The organism is Dactylosporangium thailandense (genome assembly GCF_059739745.1).
On the sequence record NZ_AP029195.1, the window covers coordinates 2272109 to 2295926 of the forward strand.

Sequence of the window (23818 nt, forward strand, 5' to 3'; positions counted from 1 at the left end):
CTCAGAACTGGCGGCGGCGACGGAGCAGGAGCAGGCCCAGGCCGATCATGAGCAGCCCGGCGAGGGCCATGGCGCTCGTCTGCAGGCCGGTGACCGGGAGCGCGGCCGGCAGGGCGCCGGTGGTCGGGGAGTGGTCGGCGACGGTGACCGCACCGGTGCCCACGCCCGTTCCGGCTCCGGTTCCCGCGCCCGATCCCGGTCCGTTGCCCGTTCCCGTTCCCGTTCCCGTCCCTGTGCCGGTGCCGGTGCCGTTTCCGGTGTTGCTGGAGGCGGCTGGGGGCAGGAGCGTCGCGTTGAGTACCAGCGTCGGGTCGGTGCCGAGGCTGGTGTTCAGGTCGACCTCGGCGATGCCGCCCAGCTCGAGCGTCGCGCCGGCCGAGACGCCGTGGGAGAGGTCGACCGTCGCGCCGGCGGAGGCCACGTCGCCGAGGGCGATCGAGACGTCGACGCACGGGTCGGACAGGTCGGCGCCCAGGTCCACGCCGGCGGCGTCACCGAGCGTCACGCCCCCGGTCACCGTCGAGCCGCCGAGGTTCAGGCCGACCGACGCGGGGCCGGCGGCCGCGGTGCCGCTGGAGCCGGCGTCGACGGTCACGTTGATCGGCGCGGTCGCCGGCGAGGTCCCGCCGACGTCGATGGTCGCCTGCACGCCGGAGGTGTTCACGCCCGCGTCGATGTTCGCGACGTTGCCGAGAGTGACGCCGGCCTGGATGCCATTGCTGCCGCTGCTACCGGACGCGGGGACTGTCGATCCGCCGCTGCCGCCGCCGCTGCCGCCGTTGCCGCCGCTGCTGTTGCCGCTGCCGCCGCTGCTGCTCGGGGCCGGGGCGCCGCCGGTGCCGCTCGGCTTCGGCTTCGGCGCACCGCCGAGGTTGATGCCGACCTGGATGCCGTTGCCCGTGCCCAGGTTGATGCTCGCCGCTCCACCCACGTCGACCGATGACGGCGACCCGCCCAGGCCGACCGAGGCGAGCCCCAGGTCGATGCCCGGCCGCGGCGCGTCGGACGCCTGCGCGGCACTCGCGCTCAGCAGCCAGATCCCGCCGGCGAATCCCGCGGTCACCAGGCCTCGCAACGCCCACTTGTGCATGAGCTACCTCCAACCAGCGAACTTTGTGTCACTGACCAACTCCGAAGAGTGATGATCGGTTCAGTCACTGTGCGGGAGCGGTTCGGGTGCACACAAGGTTGCGGACGGTTGCGGTACGCGCGGGACCGAACTCTGCCCGATCGCCCTACAGGAGCGCCGGCGAGGACTGCGCGGCTCGCCACTCACTCGCCCTCCGCCGCTCACTCCGTCGCCGCCTCCTGCTCCCGCCCCGCTCGTCTCGCGCCCATGCCGCCGCCTCCTGCTCCCGTCCCGCTCGTCTCGCGCCCATGCCGCCGCCTCCTGCTCCCGTCCCGCTCGTCCCACGCCCCACGCCTGCCGTGTGCTGCTCACCTCTACGCCGCCACCCGCCCGTAGGTCGGCCGCGTGCTGCTCACCCCGCCGCCCGTCGCCGTCGTTGCACGCTGCCGCTCAGTCGCTCACCGTGCGTCCGCCGTCATCCGCACGCCGTTCGCGCCCTGTCGCAGTCGCCTCACGTAAGACCGCCGTCGCCCGGCGTGTGAGCGCCGTATGGGTGCTGGCCATCGAGCGGCGAGGCGGTCAGGCCGAGCGGTGTAAATGTTCGACATTTGCAGTACACTCGCCGCGTGCGTGGTCTGGTGCGGCAGGCGCCGCTCGTCATTCAGGTGACCGAGCGGTTCCGTGAGCTCATTCAGGACGGCAGCTGGCCCGTCGGCGAGAAGATCCCCGGGGAGCACCACCTGGCCGAGGAGCTCGGGGTGAGCCGTGGCACGGTGCGCGAGGCGCTGCGAGCGCTCAGCATCACCGGCCTGCTCGAGCCCCGCGTCGGCGACGGAACCTACGTGCGCGCCACCGACGAGATCACCGGTGTGCTCGTGCGTGACGAGCGTGACGCCGGGCTGACCACCGTGCTCGATGTGCGCGGCGGACTCGAGGCGGCCGCGGCCCGGATCGCCGCCCGGCGCGCTGACCCCGCGGCGGTCGATGCGCTCGAGGGAGCCCTCGCGGCCCGGGCGCTGGCGCACGAACGCCGCGATCGGGCCGGGTACGTCGCCGCCGACGCCGCCTTTCACCGGGGCGTGGTCGTGGCCTCCGGCAACCCGCTGCTGCTGCGGCTCTTCGACGCCGTCGAGGGAGTCATCAACCAGTCCATCGAGGAGACCGCCGTGTTCCCCGAGGATCCCGGCGTGCGTGACGCGCACGCGGCCATCCTCCGGGCGATCCGGGCCGGCGACGCGGACGGCGCCGTGGCCGCGTCCTACGGATTGATCGACGGCGTGAAGGAGTACATGTGAACGTCCTGGAGCTGCGCGAGGTCACCTTCCGGCGCGAGGGGAAGGAGATCCTGCACGGCGTCGGCTTCGCGGTCGGTGCGGGTGAGCACTGGGCGATGCTCGGTCCCAACGGCGCCGGCAAGAGCACCGTGCTCGGCTTCTGCGGCGCCGTCACGCATCCGACGACCGGGAGCGTTCACGTGCTCGGGCACGAGCTCGGGCGGGTCGAGCTGCAGAAGCTCCGGCGCGCCATCGGTCACGTCAATCCCCGGCATCCGCTGCGCTCGCCGCTCACCGTCGCCGAGGTGGTGCTGACCGGCATCACCGGCACCGTCGAGACACCGAACCGCTGGGAACCCACCGCCGCCGAGCGCGCCCGCGCACACGATCTCATCGACCTGCTCGGCCTCGCCGGGCGCGTCGGCGACCGCTGGCCGACCCTGTCCCAGGGCGAGCGCGGCCGCACGCTCATCGCCCGAGCCCTCATCGGCGAGCCGCGGCTGCTGCTGCTCGACGAGCCGTCGACCGGCCTGGACGTCGCCGCGCGCGAGCAGCTGCTGGACACGATCGCCATGCTGCCGCGGACGCATCCCGGGCTGACCTCGGTGCTCGTGACGCACCACCTGGAGGAGCTGCCCGAGACGACGACGCACGCGCTGATCCTCGCCGACGGACGCGTGGTCGCCGCGGGCCCGGCGACGGACGTGCTGACGAGCGCGAACATCTCGGCGGCGTTCCGTCACGCGATCGACGTGGACCACCGCGACGGACGGTGGAGCGCCCGGACCGCCCGCCGCGCCTTCGCGCAGTCCTGAGCCGCGGTCCTGAGCCGCGGTCCTGAGCCGCGGTTCTGGGTGGCGGTTCTGGGTCGCGGTTCTGAGCCGCCGACCCGGCGGCGCTCAGGCGGTCGGGCTCTCCCCGGGATAGTCGCGCACCACCGAGGCGATGACGACCACCGCGAGCGCGGCGTCGCCGATCCCGTAGCGCCGCAGCGCGGCCTGGTCGAGCTGCTCGACCAGGCCGGACAGCGTGACGAGCTCGGGCACCAGCACCGTCACCGGCGCCTCCGACACGACGAGCTGGCCGGTCGGCGGCAGGTCGGCGTCCTCGACCACGAACGCGTGCGTCCCGTAGACGCGGCTCACCACCGCGGTCACCTCGACGTGGGTGCCCGGTCGCAGCCGCTGCACGGCCGGGGACGGCGGGGTCGTGGGCGCCGGGGCGGGATCGTCGTGGCCGCCGGTACACGCGGACAACGCGAGGGTCAGTCCACACCCCGCTATCGAATAGACAACCCTCATTGGACAAGTGTACCTTTCACTCACTGTCACCCCTATTGAGCTGCGGCAATACGCAATGTGACGCTCTTCTGTCGCCGTCCCGGGTCAGGTTGCCTAGCGTCCGCCTCCAGGAGCGCGCTCCCGCTCAGCGCTCCAACCGAGGCAAGGAGGCAACACCATGAGCAAAGCGCTGCGCGCAGTCGCGGCGGCCGGCCTGTTCGTCGTCGGGGGCCTGGTGGCGGTGATGGGGCCCGCATCGCCGGCCGGTGCCGACACCCAGATCTGTGACACGTACGGGTCCACCACGATCGGCGGCCGGTACGTGGTCATGAACAACAACTGGGGCAACAGCGCCACCCAGTGCATCAACGTGACCGGCACCGGCTTCTCGATCTCGCAGATCAACGCGAACAAGCCGACCAACGGCGCGCCGGCCTCGTATCCGGCGATCTACGTGGGCTGTCACTACTCGAACTGCTCGCCCGGCACCAACCTGCCGATGCAGATCAGCGCGATCAGCACCGCCCAGACCAGTATCACGTACAACTTCGTCAGCGGTGCCACCTATGACGCCGCATACGACATCTGGCTCGACCCGACGCCCAAGACGAACGGCGTCAACGCGACCGAGATCATGATCTGGTTCAACCGGCAGGGCTCGATCCAGCCCGTCGGCAGCCGGGTCGGCACCGCCACGGTCGCGGGCAAGTCGTGGGAGGTCTGGCAGGGCAACAACGGCGGCAACGACGTGGTCTCCTACGTCTCCCCGTCGGCGATGAGCAGCTGGAGCTTCGACGTCAAGAACTTCATCACCGACGTCATCTCCCGCGGCAAGGCCACCAGCTCGTGGTACCTGACCAGCATCCAGGCCGGCTTCGAGCCCTGGATCGGCGGCCAGGGCCTCGCCGTCACCGCGTTCTCCGCGTCGATCAACGGCGGCGGCGGAGGCGGCGGCGGCGGCGGAGGCGGCGGTGGGGGCGGTGGCGGCGGTGGTGGGGGCGGCGGCACGGCCGGCTGCGCCGCGACCTACCGCACCATCAACAGCTGGCAGGGCGGCTTCCAGGGCGAGGTGACCGTGCGCAACTCGGGCACGGCCGCGATCTCGGGCTGGAGCACCACCTGGTCGGGCGGCAGCGCCACGATCCAGTCGCTGTGGAACGGGCGGGTCACCTCGACCTCGCCGGTGACCGTGCGCAACGAGACGTACAACGGCTCCCTGGGGGCCGGCGCCTCGACGACCTACGGCTTCACCGCGAACGGCACCGCGCCGTCGTCGGTGAGCTGCACCACCGCGTAACCCACACCCCGGAAACGGTGCCGGTCCCGCTCCCGCCGCGGGGCCGGCACCGCCGTGAATGCCGCGCCGCGACGGGTTCAGCCGGCCGCGGTGCCCACGAGCTGCCCGATGCCGAAGGTGACCGCCATCGCCAGGGCGCCGCCGACCACGAGCCGGGCGACCGCGCGGCCGACCCCGGCCGAGCCCAGGCGCGCGCTCACCGCCCCCGTCGCCGCGAGCGCCAGGATCACGGCCACGACGGTGATCGGGATGCGGGTCTCGGCCGGCGGCAGGAGCATGGCCAGCAGCGGCAGCAGCGCACCGGCGGTGAACGAGACCGCCGACGCCGCGGCCGCCTGCCACGGGCTGGTCAGCGCCTCCGGGTCGATGTGCAGCTCGGCCTCCGCATGGGCGGCGAAGGCGTCGTTCGCGGTGAGCTCCTGCGCCACCAGCCGGGCGGTCGACTCGGTGAGTCCCTTCGCCCGGTAGAGCGCGGTGAGCTCCTCGAACTCCTCCTCGGGGTATTGCTCGAGCTCGCGCCGCTCGGTGGCGAGCAGCGAGCGCTCGCTGTCGCGCTGGGTGCTCACCGACACGTATTCGCCGAGCGCCATCGACACGGCGCCCGCCACGAGCCCGGCCGTCCCCGCGCTCAGGATCGCCACGGTGGAGGTGGTCGCGCTCGCCACGCCCACGACCAGGGCCGCGGTCGACACGATGCCGTCGTTGGCCCCCAGCACCCCGGCCCGCAGCCAGTTCAATCGTCCCGACGCCCCGGCGGTGTGCAGCTCGCCGGGGTGCACGGCCGCGACGATCGCCGCCGGCATGGTCTTCTCGCTCATCGTTGATCACCCACCCGTCAACGACGGTACGACCCCGAATCCGTACGCCGCAACGAAGGCAAGGCTGTGCTTGCCTCCGGGGGAGTCGGGCGATCCTCCACAGTGGACGCCCGGTGGGCCGTCAGCCCTCGGTGACGATGCCGGCGGCGGACCGGCGAGGAGCCGGGGGAGGCTCGGTGGTCGGCGGGACCCCCACGCGCAGCACCAGCTGGGGTTGTTCGCGGGTCGGCAGCAGCGTGCGGACCAGCACCCGCGCGCCGGGAATCTCCACCACCTCGCTCATCGGCGATGCCGCGAGCCCCTCGGTCGTCGCCGTCAGCCAGGCCGCACTGGTGGCCTCGCCCGCGCCGAGCCAGTCCGGCGGCCCGTCCCCGCCCGTCGCGACGACCAGGTACTCGGCGCCGGCGTCGTCGCCGGCACCGGGCAGCAACTCGGCCTCCGTGCCGAGACCGAAGTCACGCACCGGCACCGGCCGCGGCACCTCGGGCACCACCGTGGCGGGCGGCACCCCGTCGGCGGCCTCGTCGCGGTGGGTCCACTGCCGCAGCTCCTCCGCCGCGCGGGTGTCGTGGGCGGTGATCGTGTGGGCACCCTGCGCGGCGTACCGCAGATACTCGACGTCCGGTGAGCCCAGCACGTACAGGTGCGCGCGCTCGGCCTCGGCGGCGGCCCGCATCCGGGTGAGGGCCTCGGCCGGGACCCGGGCGTCGGCCGGGAAGGGGCGCCGGTCGGAGTGGCGCCTGCGCATGCTGTCGTACGCCGCGAGGCTCTCGCTCGTCGGCGGCTGCGCCCGGCCGATGACGATCCGGGCGAGCAGCATCGGCCGCCCGGGATCGGGCAGCCGTTCGACGACCGGCTCGTGACCGGCGGCGCACAGCGCCACACGCGCGTGGTGCAACGCGGCGCCGCAGCTGAGGATCATGAGCCGCCCGTGCGGGTCGATGTGCAGCAGCTGGCGGGCGGGATCGGCATGCAGCTCGAGCGCATTGCCGCCGGTCCGCCAGCGCCACGGCTGAGAGTTCAGGATCGACGGGGCGAGCCGTGCGTCCCGCGCCGCCCGGAGCAGGGCCGTGTGCATCGCGCTCCTCCTTCGGCTCCAGGTGTCCGTGGCGCAACGGCTGCCCGATCCCACCGGATCGATGTGCCGCGCCGGCGAAAATCACCCGGCGCCGACCGGCCCGGGCAGGGCCGGGCCATGACGCTCACCTCCAACGTCTCACCGCAGCGACTTGGGCACCTCGAGCGGATGCTCGATCGCGTCCCGCGCGGCGAGCGCCGCCATGGCGTCGTGGTAGCCGCTGCGGTCGAGCTCGCCGGCGATGCGGCGCCGCACCATGCCGCTCTCCTCGCGTCCACGCCGCCGCTCGCCGTTGGCCGCGAGCCACGTAGCGGGATGCAGCCGCTTCCGGGCCGTGCCGCCGTGACGGATCGCGGCTGCGTGCAAGGCGATCAGCGCGGCGTAGACGCACGCGATCAGCGCACCCACGATCATCGTGGTCGCCATCCGAATCACCCCCTGGCACTTTGACACTATCGGTCGCCGACGGTGACAGTCAGGGCCGAACGTCCCGTCGGCGACGTGCCGGCCCTCTCCGGGAACTCGTCGGTCACCCGGGCCGGTCGGAGGCGCCCGCGGTCTCGATCCGGGCATCCGGCCCGGGAAAGACGAGCGCCTCGTGGCCGGTGTCGAGCCAGCGGACCTTGTACGGAGGCGTGCCGTCGTCGCGTCGCACCTCGGTGATGACGCCGATGCGGCGATGGTCGCCCACCCGCGTGCCTTCTTCGATCAGTTTGTCGCCCATCTTCGCCTTCACGACCGCGCTCCCCGAGGTTGATCGGTGGTTCTGGTGACGGAGACTGGTTCCCCCGATGCCGTGGTTCATGCATGGGCGGGCAGACTCGGCGCAGACTGCGGCGGGCCGGGCGGTGACACCGCGATTTCGCGGGTACCCAGGGGTGGTGACGAGCGCCGCCGAGATCATGACCGCGCCGGCCCGGACGATCGGCTGTGACGCCTCGCTGGACGATGCGCTCGCGCTGCTGGAGCGGCTGTCCATCACGACGATGCCGGTGGTCGACGAGAGCCAGGCCCTGGTCGGGCTGATCAGCGACATGGACCTGCTCCGGGAGCGCACGGGAGGCCTGCGGGCCGTGGCGCGTGGCTGCGCTCCGGCCGTCGCGCGGCCTGGTGCGTGCCGCCGGGTGGCCGAGGTGATGTCGGGCCTGCCCCTGGTGGCCGCGCCCGGCACGACGGTCGCGGAGGTCGCCGCGATCATGCTGCAGCAGGGCCTGCGCACGGTGCCCGTCGTCGCCGGCGATCGGGTGGTGGGCGTTGTGAGCCGCGGCGACGTGCTCGCCACCTTGCTGCCCGGCGCCGCTTGAGGGTGCGGGCCGCATTGCCGCCCGATTCGGGACGTTCGGCCTTGCGCGGCAGGCCACGCCCGGCAACGCTGGAACCGAGACCAGGACTCGGCTCGGATTGGAGATGAGTCCAATGCGCACCGCACGGCAGATTCTGGCGGACGCGCGGACGATCGCGGTCGTCGGAGCATCGCGCGATCCCCTCAAAGCGGCGTACTGGGTGCCGAAGATGCTGCAGGAGCAGGGCTGGCGGATCATTCCGATCAACCCGCACGCCGATCGCATCCTCGGGGAGCACGTCTACGGGCGGCTGGCCGACGTCCCGTGGCGCATCGACGTCGTGAACGTGTTCCGGCCGGCCGCGGAGGCGCCCCAGATCGTGCGCGAGGTGGCGGCGTTCGGGGCCCGGGCGGTGTGGCTGCAGCTCGGCATCGAGAGCCCGGAGGCGCGCCGGATCGCCGAGGCGGCCGGGCTGGAGTACGTCGAGGACACCTGCATCGGCATGGAGCGCACGCTGGCGCAGATGGTCGTCGGCGGCATCACCCCGGCGAGCCGCGTCTACCACGGCATCGACCCCGAGCCCGTGCCCGCGGGGCCGGCCCGGTCCGGGATGCACGACGGGATCGCCCAGACACTGCTGCGGCGCCGCGGCGGGCACCGCAATGCTCACCGCCGGGCCCAGCAGCGGCAGGTGCGCTGGCGCACGCATCCCGCCCACAACGCCGACCGGCGCGGGGCGTCCCACGGCGGGTGAGGCGCCGCGATCAGCCGAAATCACACCCGCCGCACCGTGCGCGGCGGTGTCATCACGGCCGGGCTGGGCAGGCTCGGCCAAATGACAATGAACGAACAGCAATCTGCCGAGGCGCTCGCGAGCGTGCCGCACTATGAGCTCCCGGAGCTCGGCCCGACGGGATTCCTCACCCTGCGGCGGGACCGGCACAGCATCGATCCCTCCGAGTGGGAGTCGCTGACGTACCTGGACTGGAAGTCGGGCGGCGACACCAACTTCGCCGTGCTCGCCTCCGCCCTGGGCGACGACGACCCGCGGGGGTTCTGGGAGCACAACCAGCCGGACAAGGACGGCAAGTGGACCGCCAACGCCCTGCGCACGCCCTCGCTGTGCGACTGGGTGACATCCGTCGGCGCCCGCTTCGGCCGGGTCCGCGTCATCAAGCTCTGGCCGTCCGTGGACGAGGAGACGGTGGTCCAGCGGCACATGCACCTGGACGACAACAACCGGTTGAACCCGCCGGGTGAGGGCCGGGTGGTGCGCGCCTGGCTGAATCTGACGGACGACCCGGACAGCTACATGGTGCTGCGCGAGGACCGCGACGACCCGGCCACGGAGTACCGCATCCCGCTGCCGCGCGGGGCCCAGTTCGTGGTGGACACCGAGCGCCTCTGGCACGCGGTGTTCCACCCAGGCCCGGAGCCGCGGTACGCCATGATCGCCAGTCTCGAGTCGGGGCCGGCCCTGCAGGAGTGGATCGAGGCGCGGCGGCCCACCCGGGTCGCCGCGCAGTCCGCGTCCCCGGACGGCGAAATCCGGACGGAGACTGAGGCCGGGGCGGTCCAGTAGGCACCGACCCGTCGACGGTCCGGCGGCGCTACCGCATCGCGGCGCCGGACCGTCCTCCGCGCCGGGCGGACACCTGCGCGGTGATGTAGATGCCGACGATGGCGAACAGCAGCTGGATGCCGTGGCGGATCCAGTCGACACCGTTGGTCTTGCCGACACCGATCCAGGTCGCGACCAGGCCGCCCAGGAAGGCGGCGAGGATGCCGACCACTACGGTGGCCAGGACCGAAATATTCTGCCGCCCCGGCAGGATCAACCGTGCCAGCACACCGAGCACGATACCGCCGATGATCGCCCACAGGATCGTCCCGATCATCTCGACCTCCTTCAGAGGGCGCGCCTGACGGGCACGCCCGTCGACCCCCAAGCTACCCGCGTCGACGTGTCGCTCTCACACCGCGCGGGCCGATGTGAGATCGGGTGACCGGAAAGGCCATCCGCGAACTCACACCCCAGACGGCCTCGCGTCCGGCCGGCCGCTCGTAGCATCGGCTCGTTCCACAAACCTTCCCGCCGAAGCGCTCCCACGCTGACCGGCGTTGGCCGCGTGCGCCCATGTTCTGCCGCGCGGCCGTTGCGAACCGGAGATTTCATGGCTCTGCTCAAGTTGCTCACCGCCGCCGCCGTCGGCACACTCCTCGTCGCCGGAACCGCATCATCGGCCACCGCCGCACCCGCCCGCCGGGGCCCCGTCAAAGCCGGTCACGACCACACCCTCGTCCTCGGCGACCCGGGCCCCCGCAAGCCCGCGAAGCCCGGTGCGCCGCTGCCCAGCGTGAAGGGATCGGTACCCCTCAAGCGGGACCTCTCGCTGCGCCCGAACCTTCAGTCCCCCTCGAGCGGGGCGACGACCCTGGCCGCGCCGGCCAACGCCAAGGTCGGCCTGCGGGCACTGGTCCTCGGGGTCGACTCCGGCGACTGGGGCGTCGACACCTGGCGCTCGACGCTCGACCGCGTCGGGGCCGCCTACGACGTGCTGCTCACCAAGGACCAGCCGCTGACGGCGGCGTCGCTGCTGCGCTCCGACGGGGCCGGGAAGTACAACGCCATTCTGCTCACCAGCAGTTCGCTGCTGTACAACAGCGGCGGCTCCTACATCAGCGGCCTCGACGGCACCGAATGGAACACCCTGTGGGCGTACGAGCGCGACTACGCCGTGCGCCAGGCCGCCCTCTACACCAGCTACGGCACCTTTCCCGAGGACTACTGCCTGACCTCGTCGAGCGAGACCTCCGTCGGTGACACCGCGCTGCCCGCCTCGCTGACCACGGCCGGCGCCGGGGTGTTCGACACGCTGAAGACGACCGCCAAGGTGCCGATCGTGCAGTCGTACGTGTACAAGACTCGGGTCGCCGCCGGCTGTGCCGCGGATCCGGTCCTCGTCAACGGCTCCGACATCCTCGGCGTGCGCAGCACCTCCACGGACGGCCGGGAGCGCCTCGCGCTCACCTTCACCTCCAACCAGTACCTCACCCAGTCCTTCCTGCTGACCTACGGGATGCTGCGCTGGGCCAGCCGCGGGCTGTTCCTCGGCGAGCAGCGGCACTTCCTCGACGTCGACGTCGACGACTGGTTCAACACCGCCGACCACTACTACCCGGACGGGCACATCGAATCCGACCCGGGCTTCGCGATGTCCGGCCACGAGGCGTACAACGCCAACCAGCGCCAGACGGCACTGCGCACCACCTACCCGCTCGCGTCGGGCCTCACCCTGAACCTCGCGTACAACGGCGGCGACGCGGACCTCAACGCCGGATCGCAGTGCAGCCCGAACGGCGGCGTCAGCACGCTGACCGCCACGAGCCGGTGCCTGGCCACGAAGTTCCGCTGGATCAACCACACGCTCACCCACCCGGAGCTCAACTTCACGGACTACGCCACCAGCAGCAACGAGATCGCCGCCAACCGCACCGTCGCCACCCAGCTCGGCCTGTCGCAGCCGAACGCGATCCTCAAGACCGGGGAGTACTCGGGCCTCGGCGTCTACAACGACAACCCCGACGACGACGTCGACCCGCCGACCGACCACGGGCTCGCCGCCTCCAACCCGCAGTTCCTCGCCGCGGCGAAGGCGCTCGGCGTGCGGTACGTCCACGGCAACATGTCCTTCCCGAGCCACGTGCCGGACTGCTTCAACTGCGGCAAGGTCCACCCGCTGGAGCCCAGCATCACCGTGGTGCCGGACTGGCCGACGAACATCGCCTACCACACGACCACGCCCGCCGAGCAGACCGCCTTCTACAACTCGTTCTACGGACCGTCGGGCCGGTTCCCGTTCTGGCCGACCAACCTGACCTACGCGCAGATGCTCGACGCCGAGGCGAACGTCGCGCTGACGCACCTGGCCACCGGATCGCTCTACACCCACACCTTCCACATCGCCAACCTGCACGACTACGGCTCCGGCCGCACGCTGCTGACCGACTGGCTGGAGCAGGTCCTGGCCAAGTACAGCGCCTACTACACCGTGCCGCTGCTCAGCCCGGACTGGCCGACGCTGGCGGCGTACGCGACCCAGCGCACCGCGCACTTCGCCGAGCTGCGCGGCGGTGTCGACGCCGTCTACGACCCGGCGGCCCACACGATCACGGTCTCCGGCCCGCTCGCCGGATCGGTGACGGTCAGCGGCGCGAGCGGGACCGGCTCGACGACGTACGGCCCGGAGGTGTCCGCCCGGCTGACGCTCGCCTCCGCGACCGCGGTGACCGTCACGGCGAGCCCGCGCTCATGAGGGTGGCGCTGGTGTCGGAAGGCACGTACCCGCAGGCGCTCGGCGGGGTGAGCGTCTGGTGCGACCAGCTCGTGCACGGCCTGCCCGAGCACCGGTGGCAAGCGGTCGCCCTCTGCGTGGACGGCCGGGAGCCGGTGCGGTGGAAGCTGCCGGAGAACCTCGAGCGGGTCGTCACCATTCCGCTGTGGAGTGCCGGTCGCCAACGGCTCCGGCGCCCCGGGCGGGCGACCCGGTCGCTGTTCCACGCGGCGCTGGAGGATTTCATGGTCGCGCTCGTCGCGCCGCCGGACCCCGATCCGCGGCGCGGCGCCGCCCAGCGCCGGCGGTTCCTGCTCGCCCTGCGGGGGCTGCACGAGTACGCGGCGGGCGGCGGGGAGATCGGGTCCGCGCTGCGCTCGAACGCGGCCCTGGGCCGTCTGCAGGACCGGTGGGACGACGTCGCCACGATGCTCGGCCGCGGGCATCCGGCGCTGGCGGGGCGGCCGCGCCGGCTCACGCTGGCCGACGCGGCGCAGGCGGTGGCGATGATCGGCTCCATGCTGCGGCCGCTCGCCGTCCCGCCGGTGCGCGCAGACGTGGTGCACTGCGCCATGAACGGGCTGTCGACGCTGGTGGCGATGGCGGCGAAGTGGACGTACGACACGCCCATGCTCATCTCCGAGCACGGCGTCTATCTGCGGGAGCGGTATCTCGAGCAGGTGGGCGGGGACCTGCCGCACGCCGTCGCGGTGCTGCTGCTGAGCTTCCAGCGCAGCCTCGCCGGCGCCGCCTACCAGGTCGCGGACGCGCTGGCCCCGCACTCCGAGTACAACCGGCGCTGGCAGCTGCGCAACGGCGCCGATCCCGATCGCATGTGGACGATGTACAACGGCATCGCGCCCGAGCTCTTTCCGAGCGCCCGGACCGAGCCGGAGGAGCCGACGATCGTCTACGTCGGACGGATCGACCCGCTCAAGGACCTGCACACGCTGATCCGGGCCTTCGCGCTCGTGCGCCGGCGGGTGCCGGACGCGCGGCTGCGCATCTACGGGGCGGCGATCGACCTGCCGTACCGGGACAGCTGCACCGCCCTCATCGAGCGGCTGGACCTCGTGGGAGCGGCGCGGCTGGAGGGCAGCGCGCCCGACGCGGTGGCGGCCTACCACAGCGGCAACGTCGTCGCGCTCACGAGCATCTCGGAGGGGTTCCCGTACTCGGTCATCGAGGCGATGGCGTGCGGCCGGACGATGGTGTGCACGAACGTCGGCGGCGTCTCGGAAGCCGTCGGCGACACCGGGTTCGTGGTCCCGCCGCGCGACCCGGCCGCCGTCGCCGACGCGTGCACGACCCTGCTGCTCGATCCGGGCCTGCGCCGGGATCTCGCCGTCCGGGCCCGCCAGCGTGTGCTCGACCGGTTCACCCTGGCCCAGTCGCTGGAGGCGTACGGCAGCCTGTACGAGCGGCTGGCCGCGCCCGCGCTGGACGGTCGGACGCCGGCCGGGGCACTGCGATGACGGTGAGCGAGGTGCGGCCGACGTCGATGGCGTCGGCCGCGCGGGGCTGGGCGACGGCCAGCACGATCGCCCTGCCGATCGTGCGCCCCGCGCCCGTTCCCGACCGCCCGGAGCTGGGCACCGATCCGGTCGAGACGCTCACCGCCGAGGTGCGCGCCACCTCCGGCGACAGGCGGTTCGTGGACGGGCTGCACCTGGCCGCGCTGCTGGAGGCGCGGGGCGTCACGGACCGGGCCGCGCGGGTCCGCTACGGCTACCGCGACGTGTTCGAGCTCGCCGAGTCGGTTCGCGTCCGGCTGCACGGTCCCGCGGTCGGTCCGCCGAGCCGGCCGCCGCGGCGGCGGGAGTGGCGCGAGCTGTTCCACGGCGGGCTCTACCTGCTGCCCAGCGTGCTGTTTCCGGCGGTGCTCGCCGCTGTGCCGCGCTCGCCCATCGCGGCCCTCGTCGTCGCCGGCCTGCTCGGCTGGGTGTGGGCCGGCGGCCTGACCTGGCTGGCGTACCAGCACATCAACCAGGGCGACGACGCCGCCGCGGGCCGGCTGCTGGCCCGCGGGGCCGTGTGCGGTGTCGCGGTGGCCGTAGCGCTCGGGGGAGTCGTCGCGGTGATGAGCGGCGTGGCGGCGGCCGCGCTGCTGGTGCCGGCCGTGACGGCGTACCAGCTCGCCTCGACCGTGCTGGTGTTCTACCAGGCCGAGGCCCGCCTGGTGGCCCTGATGTCGCCCGCGGTCGTGGCCGGCGGCGGGTTCGTGCTCGCCGGCTGGTGGCCGCCGACCCCCGTGATCGCGGCGGCGCTCGCCTGCACCGTGGTGACCTTCGGCGTCGCGCTCCGCCGGGCACTGCGGGGGCCCGGCGACGCGACGCCCGGCCGGCTGCGGCCGGTGATGCGGGGCCGGTGGGGCACGTTCGCGCTGGTCGTGCTCTCGACCGCGCTGCTGGCCGCGCTGGTCCTGCTGCCCCAGGCGCCGCTGCTGACCCACCACTTCGAGGTGCTGCTCGCGGCGCTGCCGCTGGTGGCGTCGATGGGCTTCGTCGAGTGGCGGGCCCGCCGCTTCGGTGAGCGGGCGCGGGACCTGCTGCACGAGGCCTGGGGGCCCGGCGCCTTCCGGCGGCGGCTGTGGTGGCGCCTCGCGCTCGACGTCTGCGCCTGCGGTCTCGTCGCCGCGTTCGCCGGGGCGGTCGTGCTCGCCGGGCTGCGCGAGGCGGGACGTCTCACGCCCGCCGCGCAGGCGATGGCCGCGGCGAGCGTCCTGCTGGCGGGCGCCGTCCTGCTCGTCTTCGTCCTGGCGGCGCACGGCGGCTACGGCCGGCTCTGCGTCGCCCTGGCCGCCGCGCTCGGGGCGCAGGCCGCCGCACCCTTCCTCGGCAGCGTCGCCTTGCTGCTCGTGTTGCTCGCCGTGGCCCTCATTCCGTCCGTGGGCCGCGTTCGGCAGTACCGGTGACGCTCTTACCACGAAAGCAGGCAATCAAGCACATGCACGCGGTCATTCTGGCCGGTGGCAAGGGCGTCAGGCTGCGTCCGTACACCACCACCCTGCCCAAGCCCCTGATGCCGATCGGAGAGCGGCACGCGATCCTGGACATCGTCCTGGAGCAGCTGGCGGCCCGGGGCTTCGCCTCCGTCACGCTGTCCATCAACCATCTCGGCCCGCTCATCCGCGCGTTCGTCGGCGACGGCTCCCGCTGGGGCCTCGAGATCGGCTACGTCGAGGAGAGCGTGCCGCTGTCGACGGCCGGTCCGCTGTTCCTGGTCAAGGACGAGCTGCCCGAGCACTTCCTGGTCATGAACGGCGACCTGCTCACCGATCTCGACCACGCCGACCTGCTCGCCCAGCACCGCGGGACGGGGGCGCCGCTGACGATCGCGACGGCGGCGCAGACGACCCGGATGGAGTTCGGCGTCCTCGATGTCGTCGAGGGCCGGGTCGTCGGCTTCACCGAGAAGCCCGCGTATCGCCACCGCGTCTCGATGGGCATCTACGCCATGGCCCGCAAGACCCTGGCGCCCTACCCGCCGGGCCTGGCGCTCGGCTTCGACCGGCTGATCCAGGATCTGCTGCGCCAGGGGGAGTTCCCGCACACGTACGAGTTCGAGGGCGTCTGGCTCGACATCGGCCGTCCCGAGGAGTACGACGAGGCCAACCGCCGCTTCGGCGAGCTCGAGCCGGCCCTGCTGCCCCTGCGTAGCGAGGTGGCGGCATGAGCCGGCTGCGGGTGCTGCTTTTCGGGGCGTCGGGGTTCGTCGGTTCCAGCGTCCGCGAGGCGCTGGCCGCCGATCCGCGGGTCGCGAACCTCAGCTGCCCGCCCCGCGCCCGCCACGACCTCGTCACCGGCAGCGTCGCCGCGCTGACCGCGCTGATCCGCCAGTCGGGCCCCGATGTCGTCGTCAACTGCACCGGCCGGCTCACCGGCACGGCCCTCGACCTGCTGGAGGCCAACACGGTGGCGACCGTCCGGCTCGTCGACGCGGTCACGGCCGCGGCGCCGGGGGCCCGGCTGGTCAGGCTCGGGTCCGCGTCCGAGTACGGCCCGGTCGCCCACGGCACCAGCGTCGCCGAGGACCATCCGTGCGCGCCGGTCGGCGAGTACGGCACGACCCACCTCGCCGCCACCCGCCTGCTGCAGCTGGCGACGGCGGCCGGGCTCGTCGACGGCGTGACGCTGCGCGTGTTCAACCCGATCGGCCCCGGCCTGCACCGCGACAACCTGCTCGGGCGGGCCGCGGTGCTGATCCGCGACGCCCTGGCGGGGGCGGCCGGGCAGGTGCTGCTCGGGCCGCTCAGCGCGTACCGGGACTTCGTGGACGTGCGCGACGTGGCCTCGGCGGTCGTCGCCGCCGCCACCCGGACCGAGCGGGGCGCCGGCGTCGTGAACGTCGGCAGCGGACAGGCCGTGACGGCCCGGGAGGCCGTGCGCCGCCTCGCCGGAGCGGCCGGGTACAGCGGCGCGATCGTCGAGCAGGGCAGCGGCCCGGCCCGCTCGGCCGGCGTCGACTGGATCCGCGCCGACATCGCCCGGGCCGAGGCGGTCCTCGGGTGGGTGCCGACCCACACGATGGCCGAGTCGGTGAAGCAGGTGTGGGCCGCGCTCGACGGCACCGGTCAGTGAACGCCGCGCTCGCGCGCGGTGCCGTGTTCGCCGCCGCGGTCGTCCTCGCCGCGCCCGCGTGCGTCGGATGCGCACCCAGCCATCCCCCGCCGTCGACCGGGGATGGCTGGGTGTACCAGTTGCAGGGCTACGCCGACGGCGGGCTCGCGGCGCTGGCGCGGGCCTCGCAGCGGCTCGCCGTCATCGACCTGGCCCGCGACGCGAACGCGAACTGGTTCCGGCCGGAGGAGATCGCGGGGCTGCGAGCCTCGGGCAAGCGGGTGCTGGCGTACTTCGAGATCGGCAGCCTCGAGCGCTTCCGCCCGGAGTATCCGGGACTGGCTGCCGAGGCCGGCGATCTCCTGCTCAACCGCTGGGAGGACTGGCCGGACGAGTCCTTCGTGCGGTACTGGGACGAGCGGTGGTGGGACCGCGTGGTGAAGCCGCGGGTCGACCGGGCCCTGGCCGCCGGGTTCGACGGGGTGTACCTGGACACACCGCTCGCCTACGAGGAGATCGACCTGCACCTGGTGCCCGGCTGGAACCGCGACCGCCTGGCCGTCGCGATGGTCGGGCTCGTCGACCGGATCGCGCGGTACGCCCGCGGACAGCGGCCCGGCTTCTGGATCGTGCCGCAGAACTCCCCGGAGCTGCGCCGCTATCCCGGCTACACCGACGCGATCGACGGCATCGGCATGGAGGAGCTGTTCTACCGCGCCACCGACCGGCCCTGCACCGAGGACTACTGCGCGGAGAACCTCGCCGACGCCCGGGCTCTGCGCGACGCCGGGAAGGTCGTGCTGGCGGTGGACTACGCCCGGCGCCCGGCCGACGTCCACGCCGCCTGCGAGCACTACCGCACCGAGGGGTTCCTGGGCACCGTCACCACCCGCGACCTCGACCGGATCGCCGCGCCCTGCGGCTGATCCGGCCACCGGCCAAGGCAACACCGATCAGCATCACTGGAAGGAACACGCATGGCACGCACCATCGGCGTGATCGGGATGGGCTACGTCGGCCTGACCCTCACCGCCGCCCTGGCCCGCAAGGGCTTCACCGTCCACGGCGTCGACGTGCAGCCGGCCGTCGTCGAGGCGCTCAACCGTGGCCGCCCGCACATCTTCGAGCCCGGGGTCGCCGAGGTGTTCGCCGAGCACGCCGGCAGCACCATCCTCGTCGACACGGCGCTGCCCGCCGGCGCCGTCGACGCGGCCGTGATCTGCGTATCCACGCCGGTCGACGAGCACACGCGCCGCCCCGACCTGACCAGCCTCGCCGCCGCGGCCCGCCACGTGGCCGCCTCGTGCGGGCCCCGCACGCTCGTCGTCGTGCGCAGCACCGTGCCCGTGGGCGCGAGCCGGCAGGTGGTCCTGCCGCCGCTGCGGGCCGCCTGGGGCGACGTTCGCCTGGTGATGGCGCCCGAACGCACCATCCAGGGCCAGGCCCTGCGCGAGCTCGTGGAGCTGCCACAGGTCGTCGGCGGTCTCGACGAGGCGAGCCTGGCCGCCGGCCTCGACCTGTTCGGCGACCTCGCCCAGCGCCTCGTGCCCGTCTCGGGGCTGGAGGCCGCCGAGCTGGTGAAGCTGTCGAACAACTGCCACACCGACCTGATCTACGCGTTCGGCAACGAGGTCGCCCTCATCGCCGAGCGGCACGGCGTCGACCCGCTCGAGGTGATCGGCGCGGCCAACCTCGGCTATCCGCGCCCCGATCTGGCCCGGCCCGGGTACGTCGGCGGCGGCTGCCTGTCGAAGGATCCGTACATCATGCTCAGCGACTCCCTCAGCGGCTCCGCCGATCGGCCGCCGTTCCTGATCGAGCCGGCCCGCAAGCTCAACGAGTTCCTGCCGGTGCACGTGGCGGGCACCGTCGTGGAGCTCATCCGGCAGGCCCGCGGCACCGCGGAGGGCGCGACGCTGGCGGTGCTCGGCTGGGCCTTCAAGGGCTGGCCGCCCACCGACGACATGCGCGGCACCCCGATCGCCGCGATGATGCCCGTCTTCGCCGCGGCCGGCATCACCGTGCTCGGTCACGACCCGCTCGTGCCCGACACCGTCATCCGGCAGTACGGCGGCGAGCCCACCAGCATCGACAAGGCCTTCAGCGAGGCCGACGGGGTGCTCGTCATCAACGACCATCCGGACTACCGCGCGATCGAGCCCGCGGCGGTGCTCGGGGCCAGGCGCCCGGCCGTCGTCTTCGACTCGTGGCGCATCCTCGACGAAGGCGCGTTGACCGCCGCCGGCATCCGGTACGCCGGCATCGGCTATCTCCCGCAGGGGGTGTCCGCGTGAAGGCGCTGCTGCTCGGCGGGGCCGGATTCATCGGCTTCCACCTCGCCAACCGTCTGCTGGACGACGGCCACGAGGTGTCCATTGTGGACGACTTCTCGCGCGGCCGCAACGACGCCGACTTCGCCGCGCTCGCCCGCCGGCCGCGCCTCGCCGTCGCGCACGGCGACCTCACGGATCCGGCGACCTGGCGGGCGCTGCCCCGCGGCTGGGACCAGATCTACCTGCTGGCGGCGGTGGTCGGGGTCCGCAACGTGGAGGCCGATCCGGCCCGGGTCGTGCGCGTCAACAGCCTCGCCGTGCTGCACCTGCTGGACTGGATCGCCGCCGGCGAGCACGTCTTCTTCGCCTCGACCAGCGAGGTCTACGCGGGCGCCGTGGACGCCGGCATCGCGCCGGTGCCGACCGGCGAGTCGACGCCGGTGACCGTCGGCGACGTGACCGCCCCGCGGTACGCCTACGCCGTCAGCAAGCTGCTCGGCGAGGCCGCCGTCATCCACGGCGCGCGGGCGGCGGACTTCCGGGCCGTGGTCGGCCGCTTCCACAACGTGTACGGCCCGCGGATGGGCACCGACCACGCCATCCCGGAACTGACGCTGCGGGCGCTGCGGGGCGATCGCCCGCTGCGGGTGCCGGGCGCCGAGCAGACCCGGGCGTTCTGCTTCGTCGACGACGCGGTCGAGGCGATGGTCCGCCTCATGGCCTGCCCGGAGGCGGACGGCCGGATCGTCCACATCGGCGACGACACCGCCGAGACGGGCATCGCCGACCTCGCCAAGCTGATCCTGCGGCTGACCGGCGCCGACAGCGAGATCGAGCCGGCCGCGGGCGCGCCCGGCGCGGTCAACCGCCGCTGCCCCGACCTGACCCGGCTGCGCGCGCTGACCGGCTACCAGCCGACCGTGTCGCTGGAAGAGGGCGTCCGGCGCACCGTCGAGTGGTACCGCCGATGAGCGACCGGATCCCGATCGTCTTCTACTACGGCACCGGCCGCCTCGCGGAGCTGGCCGCCTATCGGCGGGCGGTCCTGCAACCGGAGTTCTACCGTCCGCCGGAGCTGCAGTCGCTGCGTGGCGCGGGCACCGAGCCGCTGGCGTACCTCTCGTTGTCGGAGGACCAGGGGCCGCCCGCGCCGTGGCAGCGCCCGCAGCGCAACCCGGACTGGGGCGGCGCGTTCGTCCACGTCGGCCATCCGGGGTGGCAGGAGCACGTGCTGCGGCAGGCTCGCGATGCCATGAACGCGGGCTTCGCGGGCCTGTTCCTCGACACGCTCAACGTCGAGCTGACGTTCCCGGAGGACGTGCCGCCGCTGCTCGGGCTCGTCGCCGCGCTGCGCCGGGTCGCCGGGTCGGGCTACGTGCTGGCCAACCGCGGGTTCGGCATGCTGCCGCACCTCGCCGAGCACGTCGACGGCATCGTCTTCGAGTCCTTCTCGGCGCGGTGGACCGACGACGGCTACGAGCCCTGGCCGGCCGACGTGCTCGAGGACCACGCCCGGGTGGCCGAGGGCCTGCCGCGCGACGGCCTGGATCTGTACGCGCTGGACTACGCGGACACGCCCGGCCTGGCCGACTTCGCGCGCCGCCGGGCCGAGCTGTTCGGCCTGGAGTGCGTCATCAGCGACCGTGCGCTGTCGCTGGTGTGAGACCCGACCGGGGCCGCGTCACAGCGCGGCCCCGGCGGTCGGGGCACGCTCCTCGCGCGCGCGGCGCCGCGTCTTCTCCCGGCGCGGCCGAGTTCGGCCGATCGGGACGGCTACCAGGTCAGCCGGGCCGGTTGCGCCGATACCGCCTCGATGTCGGCCGCGGCCGCCAGCAGCAGCCGGTGGCCCAGGTCGCTGAGCGCCCGGGCGGCCGCCAGCTCGTCGCCGATCTCGGGGATGTCGTCGTCGGCCGGGTTGAGCCGGGCGGCTCCGTTGCCGGCCAGCTGGGCGCCGTCGTCCGTGCGCAGCGTGGCCTCCGCGGCGGTGTTCCCGTCCTGCTCGCCGATGTTGATGTCGACCGTCCAATGCTTGGCTACCGGCATGATGGCCTCCAGCCTCTCTGCGTGCGCGGCGCGCACTTCTGCGACGCGGCGAGGGTCGGCTACCCCCGGACAGGTCACGTCGCGGCTCTGCCTACCCGGGAACCGGCGCCGTATACGGGGCCGGCGGTCCCTCGTCGCCGGCCGGTCCCTCGCCCGGCCCGCCCGCGGCCGTGCGCTGATCGGCCCCGAGCTCCGGGACGATGGCGACCGTGCAGTCGGCGTGCTCGGTGAACGCCTGGTTCGCCGGCCCGAGCCGCGGCGGCTCCGGCGGCCGGGGGCCGTGGCGGCCCAGCACCAGCAGCGCCGCCCCGGTCGCCGCGTGCCGGAGCCCGGAGACCGCGTCGCCGCCGAACACGGCCCGCTTGACCGCCACGCGCGGATGGCCGGCGGCGAACGGCCCGACCTCGCGGGCCAGCAGCTCCAGCGCGGCCGGCTCGACGGCGAAGTGTGTCTCCAGGTGCTCCTCGTCGAACCAGAAGTCGCCGGGCCACCGATCCGCGACGTGGACGGCCGCGACCGGTAGCTGGTGGCGCTGCGCGTGGCCGAAGCCGAACCGGATCGCCGCCGACGAGCCGGGCGATCCGTCGACCCCGATCACGACGTGGCCGGCGAACGGGGCGACCCCGTGCTCCGGGAGCGGCCGGACGATCACGACCGGGCACCTCGCCCCCGCGGCGACCTGGCCGCCGCGGGCCCGGTGGTGGCGTCGGGTGACGTCGTGGCCGCCGAGGACCAGCAGGTCGACGCGTTCGCTGAGCTCCACCAGCGCCGTGGGCACGTCGCCGCGCGGCAGCTCGACGGTCACGTTGCCGCCGCCGAGCAACTGCCGGCACCACTCAACCCGGCGCACGAGGTCCGGCTGGGTGCGGCGCAGCGTCTCGAGATCCGGGGCCGCGGCCGGTGGGTCCCCGTGGTCGCGGGCGTGGCAGAGCGTCATCCGCGCGCCGGAGGTGATGGCCTCCTCGGTCGCCCAGGCCAGCGCCGCCAGTCCGGCCGGGCTGAGGCCGATGCCGACGCCGACCCGGCCGTACGCTTGGCCGCGTGCCGGTTGGGCGGGCTCCGCGATCATCATGGCGATCATCTCCTCGCGCCTGTCTGCGGCATCCGTTCTCCAGCATCCGCCCGGCCGTCACCTCACCCGGCCGCCCGGCCGTCGCCTCGCCCGGCCGCGCGGCGGGCGACGAGCACCGGGCAGTCCGCGTGGTGGAGTACCTGGTGGGCGACCGAGCCGAGCAGCATGCCCTCGAAGCCGCCGCGGCCGCGGGCGCCGATGACGAACATGAGCGCGTCGCGGGCGGCCTCCAGCATCACCGGTACTGACGGGCAGTGCGCGACGCGTGGCACGACGGGCACGTCCGGGTACTTGACCCGCCACGGCCCCAGCTCGGCGGCGAGCTCCCGCCCGGCGGCCGCGGCCCGCCCGGCCGGGTCGGGGGAGCGGCCCCAGCGGTGCCCCGGCTCGTGCCAGGTGCGCAGGGCGTGCAGCGCAACGCCCCGGGCCGCGGCCTCGGCGAATCCGAGGCCCAGCCCGTAGTCGGCGTCGTCCGAGCCGTCCACCGCGACGACGATCGGCTCGCGGTACGGCAGCGGCGACTCCGGACCGGCCCACCGCTCGGCGTGGTGCACGACGAGCACCGGGCAGTGCGCGTGCGCGGCCAGATGCAGCCCGACCGAGCCGACGAGCAGCGAGTGGAAGCCCCCGCTGCCGCGGCTGCCGACGACCACGAGGCTCGCGGTGTGCGACTGCTCGACGAGCACCCGCGCCGGTTCGCCGTGCCAGGTGCCGGTGGCCACCTCCAGGCCGGGCTGCCAGCGGCGGATCTCGGTGGCGGCGTCGAGGGCGAGGTCGCGCTCGTCGCTGACGTCCTCGTACGGGCCGTACACCTCCAGGGCATGCACGACGCGCAGCGACCGGCCGAGCCGCATCGCCTCGTCGGCGGCCCAGCGCACGGCACCGAACGCGGCGGGCGACCCGTCGACGCCCACGATCACTGGGTGGCGCGCGGCGGTCATGGCTGGGTGGCGCGCGGCGGTCATGGCGTCCTCCCGGTCGGTCCAAGGGACGGGTGGTTCCCCCTCCACGCTGGCACGGCCGGCGGCCCGACGGCAGGGCGGCGGCGCGCGGGACCCGGGCGTCAGGCCGGGCTGATGTGCGCGGCGATGACGCGCCAGCCCAGCCCGGCGTCGCGCACCCACGTGCGGGTGTAGCGGAGCCGGGCGTCGAACGGCTCGCCCTCGTAGGTGCCGGTGACGGTGCCGAGGAAGAACGTGACGCCGACGTCGCCGGCGAGCAGCACGTCGAGCTCCTCCTCCACGAGCCCGGTGACGACGGAGGTGCCGCTGCGGTGCGCGGCCAGGTCGTCCTGCTTCGTGACCTTCCCGCCGTCGGGTCCGATGGCGATGAGCCGGTCGTCCAGCAGGTCGTCGAGCGCGGCGGCGTCACCGGCGCGCTGGGCCGCCTGGAGCCGGCGCTCGGCGGCCAGCAGATCCTCCGCAAGGGGCAGAGCCAT

25 protein-coding genes and 1 pseudogene are annotated in these 23818 nt (G+C 73.6%); 15 read left to right on the forward strand and 11 right to left on the reverse strand.

All coding sequences use genetic code 11. From position 1 onward, the window contains the following. Window position 1: 1 nt before the first annotated feature. Window positions 2–1090, reverse strand: coding sequence for an LPXTG cell wall anchor domain-containing protein (locus AC6JBM_RS09930; RefSeq protein ID WP_497983300.1), 1089 nt, complete (start codon window positions 1088–1090; stop codon window positions 2–4). A gap of 605 nt (window positions 1091–1695) precedes the next feature. Between AC6JBM_RS09930 and AC6JBM_RS09935 the strand changes: the two genes are divergently transcribed. Both AC6JBM_RS09935 and AC6JBM_RS09940 read left to right on the forward strand, forming a co-directional pair. Further along, a complete protein-coding gene (locus AC6JBM_RS09935) occupies window positions 1696–2364 on the forward strand; it encodes a FadR/GntR family transcriptional regulator (RefSeq protein ID WP_350623033.1) in 669 nt (222 codons plus the stop codon). Further along, window positions 2361–3158, forward strand: coding sequence for an ABC transporter ATP-binding protein (locus tag AC6JBM_RS09940; RefSeq protein ID WP_497983301.1), 798 nt, complete (start codon window positions 2361–2363; stop codon window positions 3156–3158). The genes AC6JBM_RS09935 and AC6JBM_RS09940 overlap by 4 nt, the downstream gene beginning before the upstream one ends. 84 nt (window positions 3159–3242) lie before the next feature. Here AC6JBM_RS09940 and AC6JBM_RS09945 read toward each other — a convergent pair whose 3' ends face one another. Next, window positions 3243–3644 carry a hypothetical protein gene (locus tag AC6JBM_RS09945; protein WP_497983302.1) on the reverse strand — a complete coding sequence of 134 codons (402 nt, stop codon included), beginning with the start codon at window positions 3642–3644 and terminating at the stop codon, window positions 3243–3245. 157 nt (window positions 3645–3801) lie between these two features. On the opposite strand from AC6JBM_RS09945, the gene AC6JBM_RS09950 reads away from it, so the two are divergent. Beyond that, complete coding sequence (locus AC6JBM_RS09950) at window positions 3802–4920, forward strand: GH12 family glycosyl hydrolase domain-containing protein (protein WP_497983303.1); 1119 nt, start codon at window positions 3802–3804, stop codon at window positions 4918–4920. Window positions 4921–4997: 77 nt separating this feature from the next. On the opposite strand, the gene AC6JBM_RS09955 is transcribed toward AC6JBM_RS09950, so the two are convergent. The 4 genes from AC6JBM_RS09955 to AC6JBM_RS09970 all read right to left on the reverse strand — a co-directional run bounded on the left by AC6JBM_RS09955 (window position 4998) and on the right by AC6JBM_RS09970 (window position 7552). Then, window positions 4998–5738, reverse strand: coding sequence for a VIT1/CCC1 transporter family protein (locus AC6JBM_RS09955; RefSeq protein ID WP_497983304.1), 741 nt, complete (start codon window positions 5736–5738; stop codon window positions 4998–5000). Between the two features lie 121 nt (window positions 5739–5859). Continuing rightward, window positions 5860–6816 carry an Acg family FMN-binding oxidoreductase gene (locus AC6JBM_RS09960; RefSeq protein WP_497983305.1) on the reverse strand — a complete coding sequence of 319 codons (957 nt, stop codon included), beginning with the start codon at window positions 6814–6816 and terminating at the stop codon, window positions 5860–5862. A 138-nt stretch (window positions 6817–6954) separates the two neighbouring features. Beyond that, a complete protein-coding gene (locus tag AC6JBM_RS09965; RefSeq protein ID WP_497983306.1) occupies window positions 6955–7242 on the reverse strand; it encodes a hypothetical protein in 288 nt (95 codons plus the stop codon). 103 nt (window positions 7243–7345) lie between these two features. Continuing rightward, the gene (locus tag AC6JBM_RS09970; RefSeq protein ID WP_497983307.1) at window positions 7346–7552 is read right to left on the reverse strand and encodes a DUF1918 domain-containing protein; all 207 of its coding nucleotides are present in this window, start codon (window positions 7550–7552) and stop codon (window positions 7346–7348) included. Window positions 7553–7697: 145 nt separating this feature from the next. Here AC6JBM_RS09970 and AC6JBM_RS09975 point away from each other — a divergent pair, with 145 nt between their 5' ends. From AC6JBM_RS09975 to AC6JBM_RS09985, 3 genes and pseudogenes are all read left to right on the forward strand, one after another. Continuing rightward, the gene (locus tag AC6JBM_RS09975) at window positions 7698–8120 is read left to right on the forward strand and encodes a CBS domain-containing protein (RefSeq protein WP_497983308.1); all 423 of its coding nucleotides are present in this window, start codon (window positions 7698–7700) and stop codon (window positions 8118–8120) included. 112 nt (window positions 8121–8232) lie between these two features. Next, window positions 8233–8619, forward strand: a pseudogene (locus AC6JBM_RS09980) (CoA-binding protein); the annotation flags it as partial. Window positions 8620–8934: 315 nt separating this feature from the next. Then, window positions 8935–9681, forward strand: a complete 747-nt coding sequence (locus AC6JBM_RS09985; RefSeq protein WP_497983309.1) for a hypothetical protein — start codon at window positions 8935–8937, stop codon at window positions 9679–9681. 28 nt (window positions 9682–9709) lie between these two features. Here AC6JBM_RS09985 and AC6JBM_RS09990 read toward each other — a convergent pair whose 3' ends face one another. Beyond that, window positions 9710–9997 carry a GlsB/YeaQ/YmgE family stress response membrane protein gene (locus AC6JBM_RS09990; RefSeq protein ID WP_497983310.1) on the reverse strand — a complete coding sequence of 96 codons (288 nt, stop codon included), beginning with the start codon at window positions 9995–9997 and terminating at the stop codon, window positions 9710–9712. Window positions 9998–10273: 276 nt separating this feature from the next. Between AC6JBM_RS09990 and AC6JBM_RS09995 the strand changes: the two genes are divergently transcribed. From AC6JBM_RS09995 to AC6JBM_RS10035, 9 genes are read left to right on the forward strand one after another with little or no spacing between them, the layout of a single operon-like run. After that, window positions 10274–12415, forward strand: a complete 2142-nt coding sequence (locus AC6JBM_RS09995; protein ID WP_497983311.1) for an Agd3-related carbohydrate-binding protein — start codon at window positions 10274–10276, stop codon at window positions 12413–12415. Between the two features lie 11 nt (window positions 12416–12426). Next, window positions 12427–13908 (forward strand): GT4 family glycosyltransferase PelF, encoded by a 1482-nt coding sequence (gene pelF, locus AC6JBM_RS10000; protein ID WP_497983312.1) that lies wholly within the window; start codon window positions 12427–12429, stop codon window positions 13906–13908. A 2-nt stretch (window positions 13909–13910) separates the two neighbouring features. Further along, entirely contained in the window at window positions 13911–15347 is a 1437-nt protein-coding gene (locus AC6JBM_RS10005; RefSeq protein WP_497983313.1) for a hypothetical protein, read from the forward strand. Window positions 15348–15379: 32 nt separating this feature from the next. Next, entirely contained in the window at window positions 15380–16108 is a 729-nt protein-coding gene (locus tag AC6JBM_RS10010) for a nucleotidyltransferase family protein (RefSeq protein WP_497983314.1), read from the forward strand. Then, window positions 16105–17013 carry an NAD-dependent epimerase/dehydratase family protein gene (locus AC6JBM_RS10015; RefSeq protein WP_497983315.1) on the forward strand — a complete coding sequence of 303 codons (909 nt, stop codon included), beginning with the start codon at window positions 16105–16107 and terminating at the stop codon, window positions 17011–17013. The genes AC6JBM_RS10010 and AC6JBM_RS10015 overlap by 4 nt, the downstream gene beginning before the upstream one ends. Next, a complete protein-coding gene (locus AC6JBM_RS10020) occupies window positions 17010–17918 on the forward strand; it encodes a glycoside hydrolase family 191 protein (RefSeq protein WP_497983316.1) in 909 nt (302 codons plus the stop codon). Before AC6JBM_RS10015 ends, AC6JBM_RS10020 begins: the two co-directional genes overlap by 4 nt. Before the next feature lie 51 nt (window positions 17919–17969). After that, window positions 17970–19286 carry a nucleotide sugar dehydrogenase gene (locus tag AC6JBM_RS10025; RefSeq protein ID WP_497983317.1) on the forward strand — a complete coding sequence of 439 codons (1317 nt, stop codon included), beginning with the start codon at window positions 17970–17972 and terminating at the stop codon, window positions 19284–19286. After that, window positions 19283–20236 carry an NAD-dependent epimerase/dehydratase family protein gene (locus AC6JBM_RS10030; RefSeq protein WP_497983318.1) on the forward strand — a complete coding sequence of 318 codons (954 nt, stop codon included), beginning with the start codon at window positions 19283–19285 and terminating at the stop codon, window positions 20234–20236. The genes AC6JBM_RS10025 and AC6JBM_RS10030 overlap by 4 nt, the downstream gene beginning before the upstream one ends. Then, entirely contained in the window at window positions 20233–20928 is a 696-nt protein-coding gene (locus AC6JBM_RS10035; RefSeq protein WP_497983319.1) for a hypothetical protein, read from the forward strand. Before AC6JBM_RS10030 ends, AC6JBM_RS10035 begins: the two co-directional genes overlap by 4 nt. A gap of 110 nt (window positions 20929–21038) precedes the next feature. On the opposite strand, the gene AC6JBM_RS10040 is transcribed toward AC6JBM_RS10035, so the two are convergent. The 4 genes from AC6JBM_RS10040 to AC6JBM_RS10055 all read right to left on the reverse strand — a co-directional run bounded on the left by AC6JBM_RS10040 (window position 21039) and on the right by AC6JBM_RS10055 (window position 23818). Next, window positions 21039–21308, reverse strand: coding sequence for a DUF1876 domain-containing protein (locus AC6JBM_RS10040; RefSeq protein ID WP_497983320.1), 270 nt, complete (start codon window positions 21306–21308; stop codon window positions 21039–21041). A gap of 91 nt (window positions 21309–21399) precedes the next feature. After that, window positions 21400–22380 (reverse strand): universal stress protein, encoded by a 981-nt coding sequence (locus tag AC6JBM_RS10045; protein WP_497983321.1) that lies wholly within the window; start codon window positions 22378–22380, stop codon window positions 21400–21402. 62 nt (window positions 22381–22442) lie between these two features. Then, entirely contained in the window at window positions 22443–23345 is a 903-nt protein-coding gene (locus tag AC6JBM_RS10050) for a universal stress protein (protein WP_497983322.1), read from the reverse strand. A gap of 98 nt (window positions 23346–23443) precedes the next feature. Further along, window positions 23444–23818: a nuclear transport factor 2 family protein gene (locus AC6JBM_RS10055; protein ID WP_497983323.1), complete on the reverse strand. Its 375-nt coding sequence runs from the start codon at window positions 23816–23818 to the stop codon at window positions 23444–23446.